Origin of the sequence: Rhodanobacter sp. FW021-MT20 (assembly GCF_041107475.1) — a bacterium.
GTDB lineage: Bacteria > Pseudomonadota > Gammaproteobacteria > Xanthomonadales > Rhodanobacteraceae > Rhodanobacter_A > Rhodanobacter_A glycinis.
In genome coordinates this window covers 573478-593488 of sequence record NZ_JBGBPX010000001.1, presented here as the reverse complement: position 1 = coordinate 593488, position 20011 = coordinate 573478, and the positions used below count along the sequence as shown (strand labels likewise).

Annotated in this window: 21 protein-coding genes; 8 read left to right on the top strand and 13 right to left on the bottom strand. The window is 66.7% G+C overall.

Annotation, left to right across the window (positions count from 1 at the left end; translation table 11 throughout):
- Positions 1-261: 261 nt before the first annotated feature.
- The 4 genes from AB7849_RS02860 to AB7849_RS02845 are packed head-to-tail and all read right to left on the bottom strand — an operon-like array spanning position 262 to position 2402.
- Positions 262-678, bottom strand: a complete 417-nt coding sequence (locus tag AB7849_RS02860; protein ID WP_008209441.1) for a hypothetical protein — start codon at positions 676-678, stop codon at positions 262-264.
- The gene (locus AB7849_RS02855; protein ID WP_008209443.1) at positions 675-1145 is read right to left on the bottom strand and encodes an Mpo1 family 2-hydroxy fatty acid dioxygenase; all 471 of its coding nucleotides are present in this window, start codon (positions 1143-1145) and stop codon (positions 675-677) included. Before AB7849_RS02855 ends, AB7849_RS02860 begins: the two co-directional genes overlap by 4 nt.
- A gap of 24 nt (positions 1146-1169) precedes the next feature.
- Positions 1170-1502: a DMT family transporter gene (locus tag AB7849_RS02850; RefSeq protein ID WP_008209445.1), complete on the bottom strand. Its 333-nt coding sequence runs from the start codon at positions 1500-1502 to the stop codon at positions 1170-1172.
- A 3-nt stretch (positions 1503-1505) separates the two neighbouring features.
- Positions 1506-2402, bottom strand: coding sequence for a phosphoribosylaminoimidazolesuccinocarboxamide synthase (locus AB7849_RS02845; RefSeq protein ID WP_037098884.1), 897 nt, complete (start codon positions 2400-2402; stop codon positions 1506-1508).
- A gap of 286 nt (positions 2403-2688) precedes the next feature.
- On the opposite strand from AB7849_RS02845, the gene AB7849_RS02840 reads away from it, so the two are divergent.
- The 3 genes from AB7849_RS02840 to rpe all read left to right on the top strand — a co-directional run bounded on the left by AB7849_RS02840 (position 2689) and on the right by rpe (position 4617).
- Positions 2689-3009 carry a c-type cytochrome gene (locus AB7849_RS02840; RefSeq protein ID WP_008209449.1) on the top strand — a complete coding sequence of 107 codons (321 nt, stop codon included), beginning with the start codon at positions 2689-2691 and terminating at the stop codon, positions 3007-3009.
- Positions 3006-3821 carry a co-chaperone DjlA gene (gene djlA / locus AB7849_RS02835; protein WP_008209451.1) on the top strand — a complete coding sequence of 272 codons (816 nt, stop codon included), beginning with the start codon at positions 3006-3008 and terminating at the stop codon, positions 3819-3821. Before AB7849_RS02840 ends, djlA begins: the two co-directional genes overlap by 4 nt.
- A gap of 121 nt (positions 3822-3942) precedes the next feature.
- Complete coding sequence (gene rpe / locus AB7849_RS02830; protein WP_008209453.1) at positions 3943-4617, top strand: ribulose-phosphate 3-epimerase; 675 nt, start codon at positions 3943-3945, stop codon at positions 4615-4617.
- Between the two features lie 318 nt (positions 4618-4935).
- Here rpe and AB7849_RS02825 read toward each other — a convergent pair whose 3' ends face one another.
- Entirely contained in the window at positions 4936-5073 is a 138-nt protein-coding gene (locus tag AB7849_RS02825) for a hypothetical protein (protein ID WP_157618036.1), read from the bottom strand.
- Positions 5074-5379: 306 nt separating this feature from the next.
- On the opposite strand from AB7849_RS02825, the gene pdsR reads away from it, so the two are divergent.
- The 3 genes from pdsR to AB7849_RS02810 are packed head-to-tail and all read left to right on the top strand — an operon-like array spanning position 5380 to position 8745.
- Positions 5380-6069: a proteobacterial dedicated sortase system response regulator gene (gene pdsR / locus AB7849_RS02820; RefSeq protein ID WP_008209455.1), complete on the top strand. Its 690-nt coding sequence runs from the start codon at positions 5380-5382 to the stop codon at positions 6067-6069.
- Complete coding sequence (locus AB7849_RS02815) at positions 6069-6695, top strand: hypothetical protein (protein WP_037098894.1); 627 nt, start codon at positions 6069-6071, stop codon at positions 6693-6695. Before pdsR ends, AB7849_RS02815 begins: the two co-directional genes overlap by 1 nt.
- Before the next feature lie 31 nt (positions 6696-6726).
- Positions 6727-8745, top strand: a complete 2019-nt coding sequence (locus tag AB7849_RS02810; protein ID WP_008209458.1) for an ATP-binding protein — start codon at positions 6727-6729, stop codon at positions 8743-8745.
- 20 nt (positions 8746-8765) lie between these two features.
- Here the strand turns inward: AB7849_RS02810 and AB7849_RS02805 are convergent, their stop codons facing one another.
- Positions 8766-9932, bottom strand: a complete 1167-nt coding sequence (locus AB7849_RS02805; protein ID WP_369500529.1) for a pilin — start codon at positions 9930-9932, stop codon at positions 8766-8768.
- Positions 9933-10239: 307 nt separating this feature from the next.
- Between AB7849_RS02805 and trpE the strand changes: the two genes are divergently transcribed.
- Complete coding sequence (gene trpE / locus AB7849_RS02800) at positions 10240-11730, top strand: anthranilate synthase component I (protein ID WP_008209461.1); 1491 nt, start codon at positions 10240-10242, stop codon at positions 11728-11730.
- A 23-nt stretch (positions 11731-11753) separates the two neighbouring features.
- Entirely contained in the window at positions 11754-12452 is a 699-nt protein-coding gene (locus tag AB7849_RS02795) for a hypothetical protein (protein ID WP_050984288.1), read from the top strand.
- A gap of 164 nt (positions 12453-12616) precedes the next feature.
- Here AB7849_RS02795 and AB7849_RS02790 read toward each other — a convergent pair whose 3' ends face one another.
- From AB7849_RS02790 to lysA, 7 genes are all read right to left on the bottom strand, one after another.
- Entirely contained in the window at positions 12617-12802 is a 186-nt protein-coding gene (locus AB7849_RS02790) for a hypothetical protein (protein ID WP_008209463.1), read from the bottom strand.
- Positions 12803-12859: 57 nt separating this feature from the next.
- Positions 12860-13672 carry an N-acetylmuramoyl-L-alanine amidase gene (locus tag AB7849_RS02785; protein ID WP_008209464.1) on the bottom strand — a complete coding sequence of 271 codons (813 nt, stop codon included), beginning with the start codon at positions 13670-13672 and terminating at the stop codon, positions 12860-12862.
- An 89-nt stretch (positions 13673-13761) separates the two neighbouring features.
- Positions 13762-14814 (bottom strand): serine hydrolase domain-containing protein, encoded by a 1053-nt coding sequence (locus tag AB7849_RS02780; RefSeq protein WP_008209465.1) that lies wholly within the window; start codon positions 14812-14814, stop codon positions 13762-13764.
- Positions 14815-14987: 173 nt separating this feature from the next.
- A complete protein-coding gene (locus tag AB7849_RS02775) occupies positions 14988-15707 on the bottom strand; it encodes a M15 family metallopeptidase (protein ID WP_008208710.1) in 720 nt (239 codons plus the stop codon).
- The gene (locus AB7849_RS02770) at positions 15704-17275 is read right to left on the bottom strand and encodes a serine hydrolase (protein ID WP_369500528.1); all 1572 of its coding nucleotides are present in this window, start codon (positions 17273-17275) and stop codon (positions 15704-15706) included. Before AB7849_RS02770 ends, AB7849_RS02775 begins: the two co-directional genes overlap by 4 nt.
- 196 nt (positions 17276-17471) lie before the next feature.
- Positions 17472-18713 (bottom strand): dipeptidase, encoded by a 1242-nt coding sequence (locus tag AB7849_RS02765; protein WP_008211217.1) that lies wholly within the window; start codon positions 18711-18713, stop codon positions 17472-17474.
- On the bottom strand, positions 18710-19999 hold the full coding sequence (gene lysA / locus AB7849_RS02760; RefSeq protein WP_008211215.1) for a diaminopimelate decarboxylase: 1290 nt from the start codon (positions 19997-19999) through the stop codon (positions 18710-18712). The genes AB7849_RS02765 and lysA overlap by 4 nt, the downstream gene beginning before the upstream one ends.
- Positions 20000-20011 lie beyond the last annotated feature (12 nt).

Here is a 20011-nt window from a genome sequence, read left to right as displayed (position 1 = left end):
GACCGCCAAGGCTTGTAGGGTCGGCGGGTCCCATCAGGCCATTTCTCTGGGTTACGTCTCTTTGGGCCAGCAAAGAGAGGTAACTCGGGCGCCGGCAGGCGCTCGAAAGCCCGCCGCAGGCGAGCCAGTCATCGACTACGTCAGAACGAGCAAAAGCCCGCTGCAAGCGAGCCACCCACCGATCACGCCAATGCGAGCGAAAGCCCGCCGCAGGCGAGCAACCTGGCGATCACGAAGAGCACAAGCCAAACCGAAAAACCGTCAGGTCACCCCGACCGAGGTGGCCACCCCAAAGACAATCGCCATCACGATGGCGACGGCCAGGCACGCGCTGGTCGGGCGAATCCGCCGCTGGTCATAGCGCGGAATCAATCGCCACAGCAACACCACGCCCACCAGCATGTCGATCACCAGTACCAGCCGCAGCAGGCTGGAGTGGAGCAGTTCACCGTAGGGTGGGCGCACGTTGCCGACATGGATGGCCACACCGGCCACCATCAGTACGCCGAGCAGCGTCCAGAGCAGGCAGGCCATGTAGACGCGGTTGAATACGGGCGGACCCTGTTCGCACCAGCGCAACACCACCCACGCGATCAAGGCGCAGAACAGTGCGCCGATGGAGCTGTAGAGCACCCACCAGACCAGGCTGCTGAGCAGGGTGAGCAGGGTAGCGGTCATGCCGAGGCTCCAAGGCCCAGTTTGCGCAGCAGCTTTTCCATCAGCCATGCCGGGCCGATCAACAGATAGGAGAGGTCGGTAAGGAAGCTGGGCCGCCGTCCTTCATAGTGATGGCCAACGAACTGGCCGATCCAGGCGATCACGAACACGATGACTGCCAGGTAGCACAGGTGCTCGGCACCCAGCCGCTCATACAGCACGTGGGTGATCAGGCCGAGCACGGCGAAGGCGATCAACAGGGCCGTCGCCAGGCGACGCGAGCGCTGCCAGTACCAGTAGAACGCCAGCACCATCACCAGCACGGCCCAAGAGCCTTGGCGGGCCAGCGAGGCCGGTATCGGAATGGCCCAGAGCAGGGCGATTACCGACCACACGATCGGTGGTACGCACAGCCAGTGCAGTCGCTGGTTGGTCGGATTGCGATGGTCGCTGCTGTAGCTGTCGAGCCAGTCCTGCATGGTGCGCATGGTTGGAATCCCCCGGTTGGGCGCTCAATGGGCGCTGCTTTTGGATAGCAGGTTCAGCACCAGGACGCCAGCAACGATCAGGCCGATGCCGATGCCACCAGCCAAGTCGATCTTCTGACGGAACACCACCGCGCCAATCACTGTGATTAGCACGGTGCCGGCTCCGGCCCATACCGCGTAGGCGATGCCTATCGGTATGCGCCGCAAGGTGAGGCTAAGGAAATAGAACGCCGCGGCATAGCCAACCACCACGAGCACGCTGGGCCAGGGACGGCTGAAACCCTCACTGGCCTTCAGCGCGCTGGTGCCGATCACTTCGGCAATGATCGCGATGGTCAGGGACAACCAGGCGTTCATTCGTCAGTCCAACTGGATGCCGGCAAGCCGCTGCAGTGCCTCGGCGTATTTGGCACGGGTGCGCGCGATGACCTCGGCCGGAATCTTCGGGCCCGGCGCTTTCTTGTTCCAGTCCTGCGTTTCCAGCCAGTCGCGCACGAACTGCTTGTCGTAGCTGGGCGGGCTGATGCCGACGCGGTATTCGTCGGCGGGCCAGTAGCGCGAGGAATCCGGAGTGAGCATCTCGTCCATCACGTAGAGCTTGCCATCTTCGTCGGTACCGAACTCGAACTTGGTGTCGGCCAGGATGATGCCGCGTTCGGCGGCATAGGCGGCGGCCCACTTGTAGATGGCCAGCGTGGCGTCGCGCACCTGGCCGGCCAGTTCCGCACCGACGGCGGAAATCACCGCATCGAAGCTCACGTTCTCGTCGTGGTCGCCCATGGCGGCCTTGGTCGACGGCGTGAAGATCGGTTCCGGCAGCTGTTGCGCCTGCTTCAATCCGGCCGGAAGCGTGATGCCGCACAGCGTGCCGCTGCGCTGGTAATCCTTCCAGCCCGAACCGATCAGGTAGCCGCGCGCAATGGCTTCCACCGGCACCGGCTTCAATCGACGCGTCACCACGGCGCGCTTCTCGTACAGCGCGGGGTCCACGCCCGCCGGCAGCACTTCGGCCAGCGGCGTGTGCAGCAGGTGGTTGGGGATGATGTGCGCGGTCTTGCCGAACCAGAAGTTGGAGATTTGCGTGAGCATCTCGCCCTTGCCGGGAATCGGGTCGGGCATCACCACGTCGAAGGCGGACAGGCGATCGGTGGCAACGATCAGCAGCCGATTGCCAGACAGCGCATAGACATCGCGCACCTTGCCGCGGTGGATCAGGTCGAGGCCGGGCAGGTCGGCTTGCAGCAAGGTGGTAGGCACGTGCGCTCCGAATACGTTGGGTGGAGGGATCGCCCATTGTAGCGGCGCCGCGCCGCAGTGGCGGTGTGGGCGTTCAGAAGCGCGGCCACGGCCATCGTCCGACCGCAAAGCCCCGTCTGCGGTCCATTTTTCCACCGCTTCCTGGCCCAAGGCACTGCCATAGGCCGCCGAATCGTCGAAAAGCGGGCCTCGCAGGTGAGGCATTTCGCCTCGAACCATGGCTGTAGCCCACGCTCCCGCGGTCGGCACTGCTAGAATCGGCGACTTTATTGTTTCCTTCCTGCCGATGCGAACCGTACTGATTGCGGCACTCAGCTTCGCTTTTGCCTTTCCGGCCGTGGCCGCCACGCCGGCGAAGCCCGTGCGGCTTGGCTTGTGCGCAGCCTGCCATGGCGACACCGGCATGGCTCGCGTGCCAGGCGTGCCCAATCTCGCCGGGCAGAAGCTGGATTACCTGCGCAAGGCGCTCAAGGACTACCGCGACGGCAGCCGCAACGTGGCGGTGATGCGTGCCGCCATCGGCCCGCTCAGCGATGCGGACCTCGATGCGCTGGCGCAGTGGTATAGCGCCCAGTTACCGCAGTCGCCGGCCAAGTCGCAGCCATGAGCTACACCTACACCATCTGGTTCGCCATAGCCGGCCTGCTGCTGGGTCACGGCATCGTCGGTGCGGCGGTGGGCGGCATCATCGGCTTCGTGCTGGACAACCTGCGCTTCAGCCAGCGCCGCAGCGCCACGCCGGAAGCCGGCGGCTTCGTGGGGCCGCTGTTTGCCCTGCTCGGCGCCGTGGCGAAATCGGACGGTCGGGTTTCCGAGGCGGAAATCGCCGTGGCCGAACGCATGATGACGCGGATGGGCCTCAGCGCGGAGTTGCGCCAGCAGGCCGTGGCCAGCTTCAACCGCGGCAAGCAGCCGGAATTCGACGTCACCCCGATGATCGACGAGCTGCGCCAGTGGGTCGGCTTGCGTCGCGACCACGCTTTCCCCGTGCTCGACGTGGTGATCGAGACGGTGCTGGCCGAAGGCAATCCGCCACCGGAAAAGATGGCGATCCTGCGCCAGTTGGCCTTCGCCCTGCGGGTCAGCGACATGGAACTGATGGCGCTGATGGCGATGAAAGGCTACGCGTGGAACGCCGGCGCCGGCGGCCAGCGCGGCTACAGTCGCGGTACCGGCGGAAGTGGCGGCTACGTGCCGCCCACGCGCAATACCCAGGGTCCGGATCCCTACGCCATCCTGGGCATTGCCCGTGACGCGGATGACCGCGCGGTGAAGCGCGCCTACCGCAAGCTGATTTCCGAACATCATCCGGACCGCCTCGGCGACTTGCCCGAAGACATGCGCAAGCGCGCCGAAGCGCGTGCCAGCGAGATCAATGCCGCCTACGACCGCATCAAGGAAGAGCGCGGGTTCAAATGACCGAATGACATGTAGGAGCGCACCCTGTGCGCGAAAAGCCTACGAAGCGATGACGCCGTAAACTTCCATCGCACCCCTTCATCGCGCACAGGGTGCGCTCCTACATCGCAGAGACGACGCCATGGCCAAGCAATCCCCCGTCATCGCCCCTTCCATCCTTTCCGCCGATTTCGCCCGACTGGGCGAGGACACCGCCGCCGTGCTGGCCGCCGGTGGCGATTGGGTGCATTTCGACGTGATGGACAACCATTACGTGCCCAACCTCACGATGGGCCCGATGGTGCTCAAGGCGCTGCGCAAGTACGGCGTCACCGCGCCGATCGACGTGCACCTGATGGTCAAGCCGGTCGATCGCATCGCCCCGGATTTCGCCAGGGCCGGCGCCAGCCTGATCAGCTTCCATCCGGAAGCCAGCGAACATGTCGACCGTACCATCGGCCTGATCCGTGACTCCGGCTGCAAGGCGGGCCTGGTGTTCAACCCGGCCACGTCGCTGGATTGCCTCGACTACGTGCTGGACAAGCTCGACCTGGTGCTGATCATGTCGGTGAACCCCGGCTTCGGTGGCCAGAAGTTCATTCCGATGGCGTTGGAGAAACTGCGTCGCGTGCGTCGCATGATCGACGAGCGCGGGCTGGACGTGCGGCTGGAAATCGATGGCGGCGTCAACGCCGACAACATCGGCGCCATTGCCGCCGCCGGCGCGGATACCTTCGTCGCCGGATCGGCGATCTTCGGTGCGGATGATTACGCGGCGGAGATTGCCGCCATGCGCGAGGCCATCGCCCGCGCATAAAAATCCCGACGCAACGAATTGCGCCGGGATCAAAGAGCGTCGTGACGACGCTTGAGGAGAGCACCATTGACTTGCGCACCTGCGCCGTCGCGATCGTGGAGGCTCAAACCAACGCTCGCGGCGACTTCCACGGCCATGGAAGGCGCGCCTGTCGAAGTATCGGACCGGGTTCTTTTCGATTGGTTCCCTGAACGCGGAAAATCCGCGACACGGCCCACCTGCGCATGCCGGCCAGCAGCGAGGCCGCGCGCAAAACGCAAAAAAAGCCCCTCCGCGGGGAGGGGCTGAAGGAACGGCGGGAAAGCCGTGAACGTGCGGTTACAGCGGTTGCCTATTCGGATCGGCGCGCTGGCTCCAGGTGGTGACCGGCGCGCATCCTTTCGCGCCGGTCACGCCCACGCCTTCCATGGCAATCGAAACGATCATGGCAAACGGCATCAAACGGGATCGAGACATGCGGGCGCTGCTCAAGGCAGCATCAGCAACAGCGCCAGCAGCAGGGCACCCAGTGCCAGCACCACGCGCAATGGCTCGAAGTGGTGCAGTTCGGCATCGGGATCGGGGCGCTGGGAGGTGTTGGGCATCGTCGGGGTTCCTGCGGGGCTGGATTCCATCAGGCGCCCGTCAGCGGCGCGTCAGCCGTCCGCCAGCGGGCGAAGCGGCGACCGAATCGGGCAAAACGCGGGCAGTGGCGAACGGTGGCTTGCGCGAGACCGCCGCGCATAGCACGCTGCGCAGCATCACCTCACAGGACAATCGCCCATGGGTCGCAGCATCGCCATCGTCGAGGACGAACCGCTGATTCGCGCCAATTACGTCGAGGCGCTGAACCGTTTCGGCTACGACACGCGCGGTTACGGGTCGCGCCAGGATGCGTCCACCGCGTTTGCGGCCAGGTTGCCGGAGCTGGTCATCATCGACATCGGCCTGGGCGACGAGCCGGAAGGCGGGTTCGACCTGTGCCGCGAATTGCGCGCCAAGTCGGGCACGCTGCCGATCATCTTCCTCACCGCGCGCGATTCGGATTTCGACGTGATTTCCGGCCTGCGCCTGGGCGCCGACGACTACCTCAGCAAGGACACCAGCCTGCACCAGCTGGCCGCGCGCATCGCCGCGCTGTTCCGCCGGATCGAGTCGCTGAAGGCGCCGACGTCCAGCGAGACGGTGATCGAACATGGTCCGCTGAAGCTCGAATCCGAGCGCATGCGCATCACCTGGAATGACGCGGAAGTACCGCTCACCGTGACCGAATTCTGGATGGTGCACACGCTGGTGCGCTTCCCCGGCCACGTGAAGAACCGCGACCAGCTGATGCGCGAGGCCGAGCTGGTGGTGGATGACGCCACCATCACCTCGCACATCAAGCGCATCCGCAAGAAGTTCATCGCGGTGGCGCCGGAGTTCGATGCCATCGAGACCGTGCATGGCGTCGGCTACCGGTGGAAGCCGTGATGCGCGGATGTCGTGCGTGGCTGCTGCTGGCGCTGTGCGCGTACGGCATATCGGCATGGGCGGGCGGAGCAGCGGCGACAACGGCCGGGTCGGGCGCCACCCCGGGCAACGTGCTGGCCCATGGTGCGCGCGACGGCAAGGTTCCGGCTTGGGCGATTGCCGTGGACACGCCGGCCGGCTGGACCCGCGATTGCTGCACCTATGCCCGCGCCATCGGCGTCGACGCGGTGCTCTACCAGGGCGAATGGACCGGCAAGCCGCAGCGGGTGATGGTGCTCAATGTATGGCCGAGCAAGTTGCCCACGTTGCAGGCCGAGCTGGATGCCGATCGCAAGCATTACCTGCAGCGCGATCCGACCGCGAAGACGCGCAGCTTCCCCGTGCCGCATGCCGCCATGCCGTGCCAGGCCACCGTTTACGAAGGCAGCGACCATGTCGACGACGTGGTCGCCTTCTGCGATCCCGGCAAGGCCAGTGGCGTGCGCCTGAGCTGGTCGATGAGCTTCAACGACGGCGGCCCGCAGCAGCGCGCCTTGCTCGACGACTTCATGCGCGTGGTGGTGGCTTCGCATTACCGGCACTACGTGGCGCCGCCGTTGGCGAAACCCGCGGCGGCCGCCCACTGAGCCGCGCATTGCATAACCTCATGGCCACGCCATGACCCTGCGCCGCAAACTGCTGCTGGTCGCCCTGTGCACGCTGGCTTTGCCGGTGGCCGGCTGGCTGTATGTGCGGCAGATGGAGACGCTGCTGCGCGAAGGGCAGGCGCAGGCGTTGATTGCCTCGGCGCGGGCGGTGGCGCGCAGCCTGGTGGTGACGCATGCGCCGCTGCCGCAGGGCGACACCGGCTGGTATGTGCAGCAGGCGGTGAATCCGATCACCGTGGATGGCTACGGCAACGACTGGGCGCCGATGACGCCCTGGAGCCAGTCGCTGGGCACGCGCGGCAAGCTGCTGCTGGGCAGCGATGCGGATGGCTTCTACCTCTACGCCGATATCCGCTGCGCGCGCCGCACGCGTGCCGATGCCGACGACCCGGGCGCACTGCGCGCAGACCACATCACCCTGCTGCTGGCGAATGCCTCCGGCCAGCGTCGTTACCTGCTGGCCAGTGCCGCGCCGGGGCCGCTGGTGGCCGAGCCGCTGGACCCGGCCGTGCCGGGCCTGCCCGATCGTATCGACGCGTGGTGGCAGGAGGACGGCAGCGGCTATCAGGTGGAATTGCGGCTGCCACCTACGCTGGCGCTGGATCGGCTCGGCGTGGGCGTTTACGACGGCGTGACCGGTGGCGATCCCACGGCAGTCGATACGCGGCCCCTGCTGCAATATTCCGATCCGCTGGCGCATGAGCTGACCCAGCTCGCCCCGGTCGATGTGCACGCGCGCGTGTTTTCGCGGCAGGGCTGGTTGCTGGCACAGAGTGGTCGACTGGGCATGGCCGGGCGGCAGCCGGGCTGGTTTGCTTCCGTGGTTTATCGCGCACTGCTGGCCGATCGTCTGCACGATGCCGAACCGTGGACCGAGCAGGCGCCGAAGCCAGGCCTGCCCGAAGTGCAGACGGCGCTGAAGGGCAAGCCTTCGGCCATGTGGCGCTGGGGTGAGCAGCGCGGCACGGTGGTTTTGGCGGCGGCAGTGCCGATCGAACGACAGGGCAAGCCGGACGGCGTGCTGCTGCTGGAGCAGGCCAGTCGCGCGGTGCCGTTGCTGGCCAATCGCGCACTGTTCGGCCTGCTGCTGACCAGTTTCGGCGTGCTGCTGGCTGCAGGCATCGTGCTGTTCGCGTTCGCCACGCGCTTGAGTCTGCGACTGGGGCGTCTGCGCGATGCCGCCGAACGGGCCCAGTTGGACGACGGCCGTCTGGACGGCCATTTGCGCGGCGAGCATTTCCCGATGGTCGAGGCCGATGACGAGATTGGCGACCTGGCGCGCAGCTTCTCGCGCTTGTTCGAGGTGGTGGGTGGCTATACCGACTACCTGCGTACGCTGGCCTCGAAACTGTCGCACGAATTGAATACGCCATTGGCGATCGTGAAGTCTTCGCTGGACAACCTTGAGCACACCTTGCTGGCACAAGGCGAATTGCCGCCGGATGCGCAGCCCTACCTCGCCCGCGCCCGCGATGGCGTGGCACGACTGGGCGCACTGGTGCGCGCGATGAGCGAGTCGAGCCGGATGGAGCGCGCCATCGCTGCGGCCGAGCCGGAAGACGTGGACTTGTGCGAAGTGGTGCGTGGCTGCGCCGAGGCCTACCGTCCGCTGATTGGCGAACGTCGACTGGAATGCGTGTTGCCGGAGGTGCCGTTGCATCTGCATTGCGCACCCGAACCGATTGCGCAGGCGCTGGACAAGCTGCTGGACAACGCGTTGTCGTTCACGCCACCCGATGGCTGGCTGCGACTGACCCTGCGCGTGATCGATGGGGGTGCCGAAATCGAGCTGGCCAACCAGGGACCGCCGCTACCCGCGGCGATGCAGGGCCGCCTGTTCGATTCGCTGGTGAGCCTGCGTGACAAGGCCACGCCCGGCGACGCGCCGCATCTTGGGCTGGGCCTGTACGTGGTGCGCCTGGTTGCCGAGCGCCACGCTGGCACGGCGGCGGCGCGCAACCTCGACGATGGCAGCGGCGTGGCCTTCAGCCTGCGCCTGCGTGGCATGCCGAGGCAGCGGCTGGGTTGAGTCGAAGGCGATTGCGGGGATTATTGCCTGCAGCTGCGTGGCAGCTCCCGGTACGGAATCGTGCTGTCGCCGCAGCTCCAGGTGATCGAACCCTGGTCGACCTGCGGCGTCAGCACCAACACCTTGTCCCGGATGCTACGGCTTGCCGCCAGGGTGCGATACGTCACCATGATCCTGCCGTCAGTAATGGAGACGCCGGAAACATACTTGCCGCTGATAGATGTGTCCTCGGCGAGTCCCGCTGCCGCATTGTTCGCCGGCAGCTCGCCATGATTGTTGTAGTACTCGGCGACCGCGACCTTGGCGCCACTGGCTAGGGCGGCGCCCTGGGAAATTTCGGCGCGGTTGATGTAACCCTGGTAGGCAGGAATGGTGATGGCCGCGAGGATGGCAATCACGAAAGGCACGATGCAGAACAGCGCCCAGAACACACCTTTGGGCGCGCGCGGGGTCACCTGTCCGGTGCGCTTCCAGCGGGCGACCCAGCTGAGCTGGCCCTGCAGGTAATACATGGTGAAGAAGAACAGGGTGACGCCGCCGATTTCCAGCGGCAGCTCCCGGCTTGCCAGCTTGTCGCGCATGGAGCCGGCCATCGAGAAAAAGGCCACCAGGTAAAGCACCCAGGAGGCCAGCAACAGCAAACCGGCAACGCTTATCGTGCCGCCACCGCCATGGGGCAGCGACGCGAGGCTGGCGAAATACATCGGATAGCCCACCACGAGACAGCCGGTGGCCAGGCCGAGCAACAGCATGGCATTGCTGCGTGAATCGATCTTGCGCACCCAGTTGGCCTGGATGAAGGGCCATACGAGGCCGAAGATCCCGAACGTGAGGATGGCGAACAGCCAGATCAGCGCCCAGTGCAGCGACGGTGGTGTGGGGATATCCGTGTTGTTCGTCGCTGACGAATAGTCGTCTGTGCGAGCCGAGAACACGCCAGTCGTGGTGTTCGCGTAGCTGCTGGCAAACGGCGGCGGTGCAGGCGGGACGGGTGGCTGAGGTGGCTGATCAGCGGCCGGGGCAGGGAACAGCTGGGCGATGGGCACCCAGTCGGCCATGCCGTCGCGCCAGGCCACGGCGTCTGGGGCCAGCTTGCCCTCTTTCAGCCATTGGCGGATTTGTGCTTCGCCATACGGGCCGTATTGCTTGCCGTTCTGGCCGATCCATGTCTGGTTCGTGGTTGTCACGTTGCACTCCTTGTGGGTTGTCCTGCATTCGCCGCTACCTGCACAAAGGCCGGTGGCAATAGGCTTTCCATGGCTGTCCCGCCGGAAAGACGATCACGAAGGGAATCCATGCGCGCATTACGCGCAGACCGGCCGGAAGCCTGGTTTGTCTGTCGCGAATCGCCGAAATCGAACCGGTCCCCTGTTCGATGCATTCCCCTGAAGCGAGATTAGTGGCAGTGCCATCGGCAGAACAAGCCGGGGTGAAGAGCGTGCCCATGGCCGTACAGACTGCTATCTTGATGCACTTTCCCCGCAGGACCCCCACGTGATTTCCCCAGGCAAAATCAGCCAAGACGACTTCGATGCACTGGCCGCGCAGGGCCACACCCGCATTCCGCTGGTGCGCGAGGTGTTCTCCGACCTGGACACGCCGCTGTCGGTGTACCTGAAACTGGCCGATGGCCCGTACACCTTCCTGTTCGAATCGGTCGAGGGCGGCGCCACCTGGGGACGCTATTCGATCATTGGCCTGCCGGCGAAGCGGGTGTATCGCCTGCGCGGACATGAACTGGAAGTGGAGGATTCGGGTGAAGTCACCGAGCGCCGCCACCTCGACGATCCGCTGGGCGAGATCGAGAAGCTGCGCGCGCAGTACGACGTGCCGCGGCTGCCGCAGCTGCCGGCGTTCAGCGGTGGACTGGTGGGCTACTTCGGCTTCGAGACGATCGGCTACATCGAGCCGCGCCTGGCGCAGTGGGACCGCGCCGACGAGCTGGGTACGCCCGACGTGCTGCTGATGCTGGCCGAGGAAGTGGCGGTTTTCGACAACCTCAAGGGGCGGCTCTACCTGATCGTGCATGCCGATCCGTCGCAGCCGCAGGCTTACGCGCAGGCGCAGCGCCGGCTCGACGCGCTGGTCTATCGCCTGCGCCAGGGCGGCGCGGCCTATCCGCAGCTGACCCAGTCCACCGCGCTGGACGAAAGCGATTTCAAATCCTCCTTCACCAAGCCCGAGTTCGAGGCGATGGTGGAGAAGGCGAAGGAATACATCCGTGCCGGTGACATCTTCCAGGTGGTGCCGTCGCAGCGGCTCAGCGTGGGCTTCAATGCGCGGCCGGTGGATGTGTACCGCGCGTTGCGCGCATTGAATCCGTCGCCGTACATGTATTTCGTGGATCTCGGCGAGACCCAGATCGTCGGCTCGTCGCCGGAAATCCTCGCTCGGCTGAAAGACGGCAAGGTACTGGTGCGCCCGTTGGCCGGCACGCGCAAGCGCGGCGCCACCGAGGCCGAGGACCAGGCACTGGAAGCCGAGCTGCTGGCCGATCCCAAGGAACGCGCCGAGCACGTGATGCTGATCGACCTGGGTCGCAACGACATCGGCCGGATCAGCGAAACCGGCACGGTCGAGGTCACCGATTCGTTCGCGATCGAGCGTTACTCGCACGTCATGCACATCGTCTCGCAGGTGCAGGGCACCGCCAGGCCGAACCTCAGTTACATGGATGTGCTCAAGGCCACGTTCCCGGCCGGCACGCTCTCGGGCGCGCCGAAGATCCGCGCGCTGGAAATCATCCAGGAACTCGAACCGTACAAGCGCAACATCTACGCCGGCGCCATCGGCTGGATCGGCTGGTGGGGCGATGCCGACACTGCCATCGCGATCCGCACAGCGGTGATCCAGGACGGCCGTCTGCACGTGCAGGCGGGCGCCGGCATCGTCTACGACTCCGACCCCGCCGCCGAGTGGGAGGAGACGATGAACAAGGGGCGCGCGCTGTTCCGCGCGGTGGCGCAGGCGGCGAAGGGGCTGTGAAGCGGCAGGCCTGGCTCGTCGCCATGGCGCTGCTGCTGGCGATGTCCAGTGGCGGTGCCGTCGCCGACGGGGCCGGCTGGCCGGACACCGTGCTCGCCCGTACCCAGGCGCTGGCCCTGCTCGAGACCTTCAACGCCGACCTGCTCGGCCACGACAGTGCCACGCTGACGCTCGAACGCTGGTGTGCGGCGCACGGCATGGCCACGCCCGCCACCGTGCTCGCGTACCGCGTGCGCGGACGCGACAAGCCGCTGCCGCCGGACATGCGCCAGCGGCTGGACGTCGGTGCAGACGAGCCGGTGCGTTACCGCCGCGTGCGCCTGGCCTGCGGCGACCACGTGCTGTCCGAGGCGGACAACTGGTACCTGCCCAACCGGCTCACCGCGGCGATGAACGACCAGCTCGACCACAGTGACGTGCCGTTCGGCAAGGTGGTGCGGCCGTTGCACTTCCGCCGCAAGACATTGTCGGCCAGGTTGCTGTGGTCGCCCCTGCCCGCCGGCTGGGAGATGCGCGCAACGCCGCTGCCGGCCGGCACCGGCAGGCTGGCGATACCGCACGAGGTGTTGCAGCACCGGGCGCTGCTGTACGACGCGGCCGGCCACCCTTTCAGTGCGCTGGTCGAGACCTACACCGACCAGGTGCTGGCTTTTCCGCTTCCGTCGCAAGCCGTTCCGACGCTGCACCCGAGTGTGTCGCCGGGGCAGGGGCGCGGACGTTAGGGGCCGTTCAAAATCTCGTCCAGTCCTTCATCTTTGCGATGTAGGAGCGGCTTCAGCCGCGATGCTTTGGGCTTTCCGGACGCATTGCCCAAAGCATCGCGGCTGAAGCCGCTCCTACAAGTGCAAGTACGGAGAGATCTTGAACAGGCATCCCGGAATGCCGCTTATTTCGCCCAGCCGGCGATACCTTGGTGCAACCCTTCGACAAAGCCGGTGACGAGCTGGGCCCCGCTGCCGGCGAGGAACAGCACGATGGCCGCAACCAGCATCAGCTTGCGTTCGTTGCGCCGGTAGCCGACGACCAGCAGCGCCACGCCGATGACGAGCAGCAGGAGTTGCAGGTAGATCATCGGCCGGTCGTCCGTGAAGGATGGAGGCCGCATGATGCACGATGCGGCTTCCCGGTGTCAGGGGGATTGTGGCGCCGGTGCGGCGCAGGTATCCGGCCCCGGTTCGATCTGCTGCGCAAGGTTGTAGAGAATGCGCAGATCCTGTGCGTCCAGCGTGTCGCCGTCCATGCCGCGGAAGTGGTGGTGGACGGAGCGCACGGCGGCGGGGCGGTCGTCCAGGGGATAGCCAACCACGGCCAGCGCCATCCATGGATCGAAACCTGCGGGTGGATCGCATAGCGGGCCTTTTGGCCAGCGGCCGAAACCGGCATCGGCGAGTTGTTGCCACGGGAATAGCGGGCCGGGATCGTCCTTGCGTCCGGGGGCCAGGTCTTCGTGGCCGATGATCTGCGTGGGCGGGATATGCAGCCGGGTGGTGAGATCGGCGAGCAGGCGCAGCAGGCTGGCGATCTGTGGTTGGGCGAATGGTGTGTGGCCATCGTTGTCCAGCTCGATGCCGATCGAAGCGGAGTTGAGGTCGGTGATGGTGCCCCAGCGCCCTGGCCCTGCGTGCCAGGCACGCAGCTGATCGGCCACCAGTTGGTAGATGTGGCCGTCGCTGCCGATCAGGTAATGCGCACTGACCGGGCCGCCGCTGTTGCGGGTGCGCAAGGTATCGAGTGCTTCCTGCGCCGAATGCTCGTTGGTGAAGTGCAACACGATCAGCACCGGCCGACGGATGTCGTGGTTGGGCGAAGGCACCCAGGTGGCCAGCGGATTGCGCGGCGGCGCGTGGGTGCAGGCGGCGAGGAGTGCGAGTGCGAGCAGCAGGGTGGCGGCGCGCACGAGGCCGGGAATTTGAAGTATCTGGCGCATGGCGGTGGGTTTCATGGCTTCTGCTTTTCGCCCGTCATTCCAGCGCAAGCTGGAATGACGGTAAGGGGACGTGATGGCGGGAAGCCGACGGGCAATGGGGACAGTCATTGCAGGAACGGCTCGGCGATGGCCAGCACGGTGCGGTAGGGTTCCGGCGTGTTGCGATTGCTGAGCAGGATCACCGTGAGATGCTGCTTCGGCCAGCGCACGATCACGTTGCGAAAGCCGATGCTTTCGCCGGAGTGCCACAGCGTGTCGCCGGTGATGCGCCAGCCGAAACCGTAACTGGCTTCGTACGGTTCGCCAGTGACTTTGACGTGCGGGCTGAAGGCCAGCTTGCGCGAGGCATCGCTGAGCAGGCGGTCGTCGTACAGCGCGGCATCCCATTTGGCCAGGTCGTCGATGGACGAATAGATGCCGCCGTCGCCGCGGGTGGCGCTGGTCAGGTCCTGGTCGGTGCGTTGCCATTGGCCATCGGTTTCGCTGTAGCCGTAGGCGCGATGTGGCACCGTCTTGTCGTCGTGCACGTAGAGCAGGGTGTGGTCCATGTGCAGTGGCGTGAAGATGCGCTGCTTGAGGAAGTCCTGCAGCGGCAGGCCGGAGGCTTTTTCCACCACCAGACCGAGCAGCACGTAGCCGGTGTTGCTGTAGCGGTAGGTGGAGCCGGGCGCGAAGTAGGTGTGCGTGGTGGCGGAGACCATGCGCAGCACGTCCTGGTCGTTCAACTGCTTGGTGGCGCCGGTTGGAATCAGGTCCTCGTAGTCGAGCAGGCCACCGGTATGGCAGAGCAGCTCGCGCAGCGTCACCTTGCCGGCGAAGGTCGGCAGCGACGGCAGCCAGTGGCGGATCGAGTCGTCGAGTTTCAGCTTGCCGTCCTGCGACAGCAGCAGGATCGCCGCGGCGGTGAACTGCTTGGTGATGGAAGCGAGGCGATAGTCGGTGGCCGGCGTGGCGGCGACGTGGTGTTCCAGGTCGGCCATGCCGTAGCCGCGGTCGATCAGCGGCTTGCCATCCTTGATCACCAGCAGCGAGGCACCGGGAACGTCGCCGGTATATTTCTGCATCAGGCGGTTGGCGTTCTGGATGGCGTCGGCGGTGGTGGCGTTGGCAGTGCCGGCGGCGAGAAGCGAAAGGGCGAGGATGGTGGCGAAGCGCATGGCGAGCCTCTGGGCGCTGGTGCTTGAGCCCCTCTCCCGCTGGGAGAGGGGGCGGGGTGAGGGTTCAGGCGGAGCTTGGCGTTGCGCTCCGGCCGTACCCTCTCCCGCCTGCCGGCACCCTCTCCCGAGGGGAGAGGGATTGTTTCGTGCAGGGCGTGGCGAGAGTGGAGCATTCATTGCACTGGCACGTCGTACAGCGTGTGCGGCGTGGGCTCGGGCGTCAGGGTGTAGTGCCACCATTCCATGGTGTAGTTCTTGAACCCCTCATGCTCCATGGCGGCGCGCAGGCGGTGGCGGTTGGCGAGCTGGGTGGCACTGATGCCGGAGGCGTCGGTGTGGGCGCGGACGCCGAACCAGTCGAAGCCGGTACCCATGTCCAGTGGCGCGCAATGCGTGCCGTCGGTGGCGCAGCGCTCCATGGTCAGGTCGACGGTGGCGCCACGGCTGTGGCCGGACACGGGGGCGATGTAGACGCCGAGCAATTTCGACTTGTCCAGGTTCGGGTAGTGCTGCGGTTTGGTGCGCTGGTCGGAGAGGTCGTGCGCCCAGTGCACGAAGTCCGCCACCGCGCGGGCGGGGCGGTAGCAATCCCACAGCTTCAGCCGATAGTGCTGCGCCCGCAGGTCGTGTTCGACCCGGGCCAGTGCGTCGGCAGCCGGGCGCAGCAGCAGGCATTTCGGGGCAAGGTAGCCGTGCACCGGGCGACCGACGAAGTTGTCGCTGCCGGCGTACTTGATGTCCTCGGCGATGTCGGGCACCAGGCTGCGGATGTCGACCAGGTTGGCTTGCGCCGCGGTCTTCGCGGGCGAGAGCTGCGGCGCCTGTTCGGCGTGCGCCGCGTAGGGCGCGAAGGCGAGCGCGAAGAGTGCGATGGGCAGGAAGCGGGATGTCATGGGCAGTCCCCCGTGCGGGTGAAGTGCAGGTCCTCGTAGTCGGAGCTGAAGTCGCCCAGCGCATCGACCTTGGCCATGGTCAGCGTGGCGGCTTGCCCGCCCTGCGCGGGATGCAGGTCCAGCCAGGCGTCGGGCGCCACGTTGCGGTCGGTCCAGCGCACCAGGTCGCGGCTGCCCAGGCGCATCACCTCGCCATTCAGCCTGGGCGACTTGGCGACGGCGAAGTGCACGCGGCCATTGTCCGGGCACAGCGTCATCTCGCCGAGCCAGGGATCGCGGTAGCGACCGGTCCATGCCGACAGGGCGGCGGGCGCGAGCGGCTGGGCGGCGGAAGTGTCGGGCGCGGCGGCGCGGGCCGTCGCCTGCTTGTCAGCGCGCTCCAGCGCTTCGGCGTACCAGGCCACGCCGTGCGTGTCGCCCGGCGCGGTGAAGTGCTTGACCAGCACCTCGCCGAGCACGGTGCGCGCGTCGTCTGCCTCGCCGTTGATCATGAACACGAAGCCGCTCTGGCGGTCGGGCAGCAGCATCAGCTCGGAATACATGCCGCCCAGCGTGCCGGTGTGCCACACCGTCCAGCTGCCGTCCACGTCGGTCATGCGCCAGCCGTAGCCGTAGGCCATGATGTGGCTGTGGTCCCACGTGCGGCGTTGCCCGGACACCGGGATCAGCATGTGCGGCGACTGCAGTACGTGGCGTTGCCGTGCCGACAGCCACTGCAGCTGCGCCGGCGTGGGCGCCAGCCAGTTGCGCGCCCAGACGAGCATGTCGTCGAGATCGCAGCGGATGCCGCCGGCGGGGGCGGAGGTGATCGCGGGGATCACCGCGCCGTCCTCGCGCATCGGGATGTTGCGGCTGCCCTCGTGGTAGTGCGGCTCGGCCACGTCGCCCACGGCGTCGCGGTTCCACTGGCCGACCTGGCAGCGGTCGAGTCCCAGCGGCTGGAACACCTCGCGGTGCATCAGCGTCTCGTAGGGCGCGCCGCCCGCGGCGGCGGCGACTTCACCGGCCACCACGTAAAGCAGGTTGTCGTACTGGTACTTCGAACGGAAGCTGTAGCCGGGCTTGATGTAGCGCAGGCCGTGGATGATGTCGGCGCGGGTGAACGCGTTGGGCTCAGGCCACAGCATCAGGTCGCCGCCGCCTTCGGGCAGACCGCTGGAGTGGGTGAGCAGGTCGGCCACGCGCATGTTCTTCGTGACCCACGGGTCGTGCATGCGGAAGTCCGGCAGGTACTTCGTCACCGGGTCGTTCCAGTGCAGCTTGCCCTGGTCGACCAGCCGGCCGAGCAAGGCCGTGGTCATCGCCTTGCTGTTGGACGCGATCTTGAACAGCGTGCGCGGGGTGATCTTGTGGCCCGAGCCGGCGATGGTCTCGCCGCGCGTGCCGATGTAGACCACCTGGCCGTGCTCGATCACGCCCAGCGCGATGCCGGGCAGGTGGTAGCGCGCCACCACGGCGTCGAGGATGGGGTCGTAGGTGGTGCGAGCCTGCTGGCTGGCCGCCTGCAGCGCGGGCGCGGCGGCGCAGGGCAAGGCCAGCCACAGCAAGGCGAGCCACGCGCCGCGCATGCGGCGCCTTGCCGGATCGGCAAGGCAAGGTCGCGGGAGGGCTGCCGTTCTCCTCCCCCTGCGTGCAGGGGGAAGTCGGGAGGGGGGAGCCGGAGCTTGCAGGAGAGCACCCCACCCCGGCCCTCCCCTGCCAGGTGGGGGAGGGAGCGAAGGCGGGGTTGCCGCATTGTCTGGTGGGCGCGAGGGCGTGTCGCACTCAGTGTCGTGCATCGCGCGCCACCTCGCCCCACACGCGCAGCAGGTTGCCGCCCCAGATTTTCGCGATGTCGGCATCGCTGAAGCCGGCGTGGCGCAGCGCCATCGTGACGTTGCGGGTTTCGCTGGCGTCCTTCCATCCGGTGATGCCGCCGCCGCCATCGAAGTCCGAGGCGATGCCCACGTGGTCGATCCCGGCGACCTGCACCATGTGCCGGATCTGCTTCACGTAGTCGTCCAGGGTGGGCAACGGGTATGTCTTCTCGATCTCGGCCATGCCTCGGGCCATCGCTGGCAGGTAGTCGTCCTTGTCGCTGTCGTATTCGGCGTCGCCATGGGCCTTGGCCACGGCGTCCTGCAGCTTCTTTTCGGCGGCCTCGCGACCGGGGTCGTGCTTGAGGAATTCCTTGTAGGCCACCGCCTGGATCACGCCGCCCTTGGCGGCGATCGCGCGCAGCAGGTCGTCGGGCAGGTTGCGCGGGTGGTCGAGCACGGCACGCGCACCGGAGTGCGAGGCGATGATCGGTGCCTTCGAATAGGCCAGCGCGTCGCGCACGCAGCGATCAGAGGCGTGCGAGATATCGACCATCATGCCGAGCTGGTTGGCGCGTGTCACCACCTCGCGACCGAACGCGCTCATGCCCTTGTCGCCCGCGCTGTTCATGGCCGGCTCGCCGTGCTTCGTGTCCGGCAACGAACTGGTGCACAGGTCGTTGTCGCCCACGTGGACCAGCCCCACGTAGCGCGCGCCCCGGTCGTAGGTGGCATCCAGGCGGTGGATGTCGTGGCCGAGCGAATAGCTGTTCTCGATGCCGATCATGGCCGAGAGCAGGCCGGCGCGGCGGTTGGCCATGGCCTGCGCCGGCGTGGTGGCGAGGCGGATGCGGTCGGGATAGCGCATCAGCATGCGTTCGATGCCCTCGTACTTTTCCTCGGCCTGGCGCACGGCCTTGGTGTAGCCCGCGGGCGTGAGCGGCCCCTGTGGCACCCAGATCACGAAGAACGCGGCATTGAGCCCGCCGCGTTCCATCTTGCCCAGGTCGACCAGTAATCGGGTGTCCTTGCCGACATCGAAGCGTGGCTCGCGCATGTAGGTGAACGGGATGTCGACGTGGGTGTCGATGGTGATCGGTGGATCGGCGGGCCGGGCCGTTTGCGTGGCGCCGGCGGCGGGCTGGCCAAAGGCGAGCAGGCCCGATGCCAGCGCGCCAAGCATGAGCGTGTGCGGTGCAAAATGTTTCATGCCGTCTCCCAATGCCGGGCCGATGGTTCGCCGGCGGTCATTTCCTCGAAATGCTGGCGCCTGCGAACCACGGCGTAGCGGCCGCGATCGAGCAGCGCCTCGGCGGCCAGGGGCCGCGAGTTGTAGGTGGAGGCCATCGAGGCACCATAGGCGCCGGTGGTGCGGATCATCAACAGGTCGCCGGCGGCACAGGCGGGCAGGCGGCGGTCGCGGGCGAAGGTGTCGCCGGTTTCGCAGACCGGCCCGACCACGTCGTAGACGGTTTCCGGCCGGGTCTCGTTCGCGACCGGCACGATATCGTGCCAGGCGTCGTACAGGCTCGGGCGCGCCAGGTCGTTCATGGCCGCGTCGAGCACCAGGAAGTCGCGCGCTTCGCCCTGTTTGATGCGTATCACGCGGGTCAGCAATACGCCGGCTTCGGCCACCAGATAGCGGCCAGGTTCGAGCAGCAGATCCCCGTCGAAGCCGGCCAGCGCCTCGCGGATGGTCGCCGCATAGTCTTCCGCCGCGATCGGCGTGTCGTCCTCGCGATAGCGCACGCCGAGGCCGCCGCCGACATCGATGCTGGCGATGGGATGACCGGCCTCGCGCAGCTCGTGCCAGAACGCGGCCACGCGCTGCAGGGCGAGACGGAACGGTTCCAGCGAAAGGATCTGCGAGCCGATGTGCACGTGCAGGCCGTCCAGTCGCACGTGCCGCAGTTGTTCGCGCGCGGCGAACCAGTGACGTGCCTCGTCGATGCTTACGCCGAACTTGTTCTCCGACTTGCCGGTGGCGATCTTGGCGTGGGTGAGTGCGTCCACGTTCGGGTTGATGCGCACCGCGGCGCGTGCGGTGGTGTGTTGCGTCGCCGCCAGTCGTTCGATGGCATGCAGTTCGTCCAGCGATTCCACGTTGAAGCGCCGGATGCCCACGTCGAGTGCGCCGGCGATCTCGTCCTCGCTCTTGCCCACGCCGGAGAACACGATGCGCTCGGGCGGGATGCCCGCCTGCAACGCGCGGCGCAGTTCGCCGGCGGAGACGATGTCCGCACCCAGTCCCGCCGCGGCCATCAGTTCGAGGATGGCGCGATTGCCGTTGGCCTTGACGGCGTAGCAGATCGTCGCGTCGAGGCCATGCAGCGCCTGCTGCAGCGCGTTGATGCGTTGGCGGATCGCGCTGGCGGAGTAGGCGTGGAGCGGCGTGCCGAGCCGGTCGGCGAGCGCGGCGAGATCGACGCCGTCGAACTGCGCCGAGGACCTGGCGTCCATGCCGGTGGCAGTCTGCTGGATGGACAGCGTGCTCATGGGCTTGCTCGT

Coding starts and splice junctions, on each gene's coding strand:
- AB7849_RS02860 (WP_008209441.1), bottom strand. CDS start 678: ATGACCGCTACCCTGCTCACCCTGCTCAGCAGCCTGGTCTGGTGGGTG.
- AB7849_RS02855 (WP_008209443.1), bottom strand. CDS start 1,145: ATGCGCACCATGCAGGACTGGCTCGACAGCTACAGCAGCGACCATCGC.
- AB7849_RS02850 (WP_008209445.1), bottom strand. CDS start 1,502: ATGAACGCCTGGTTGTCCCTGACCATCGCGATCATTGCCGAAGTGATC.
- AB7849_RS02840 (WP_008209449.1), top strand. CDS start 2,689: ATGCGAACCGTACTGATTGCGGCACTCAGCTTCGCTTTTGCCTTTCCG.
- djlA (WP_008209451.1), top strand. CDS start 3,006: ATGAGCTACACCTACACCATCTGGTTCGCCATAGCCGGCCTGCTGCTG.
- rpe (WP_008209453.1), top strand. CDS start 3,943: ATGGCCAAGCAATCCCCCGTCATCGCCCCTTCCATCCTTTCCGCCGAT.
- AB7849_RS02825 (WP_157618036.1), bottom strand. CDS start 5,073: ATGTCTCGATCCCGTTTGATGCCGTTTGCCATGATCGTTTCGATTGCC.
- pdsR (WP_008209455.1), top strand. CDS start 5,380: ATGGGTCGCAGCATCGCCATCGTCGAGGACGAACCGCTGATTCGCGCC.
- AB7849_RS02815 (WP_037098894.1), top strand. CDS start 6,069: ATGCGCGGATGTCGTGCGTGGCTGCTGCTGGCGCTGTGCGCGTACGGC.
- AB7849_RS02810 (WP_008209458.1), top strand. CDS start 6,727: ATGACCCTGCGCCGCAAACTGCTGCTGGTCGCCCTGTGCACGCTGGCT.
- AB7849_RS02795 (WP_050984288.1), top strand. CDS start 11,754: ATGGCGCTGCTGCTGGCGATGTCCAGTGGCGGTGCCGTCGCCGACGGG.
- AB7849_RS02790 (WP_008209463.1), bottom strand. CDS start 12,802: ATGATCTACCTGCAACTCCTGCTGCTCGTCATCGGCGTGGCGCTGCTG.
- AB7849_RS02785 (WP_008209464.1), bottom strand. CDS start 13,672: ATGAAACCCACCGCCATGCGCCAGATACTTCAAATTCCCGGCCTCGTG.
- AB7849_RS02780 (WP_008209465.1), bottom strand. CDS start 14,814: ATGCGCTTCGCCACCATCCTCGCCCTTTCGCTTCTCGCCGCCGGCACT.
- AB7849_RS02775 (WP_008208710.1), bottom strand. CDS start 15,707: ATGACATCCCGCTTCCTGCCCATCGCACTCTTCGCGCTCGCCTTCGCG.
- AB7849_RS02770 (WP_369500528.1), bottom strand. CDS start 17,275: ATGCGCGGCGCGTGGCTCGCCTTGCTGTGGCTGGCCTTGCCCTGCGCC.
- AB7849_RS02765 (WP_008211217.1), bottom strand. CDS start 18,713: ATGAAACATTTTGCACCGCACACGCTCATGCTTGGCGCGCTGGCATCG.
- lysA (WP_008211215.1), bottom strand. CDS start 19,999: ATGAGCACGCTGTCCATCCAGCAGACTGCCACCGGCATGGACGCCAGG.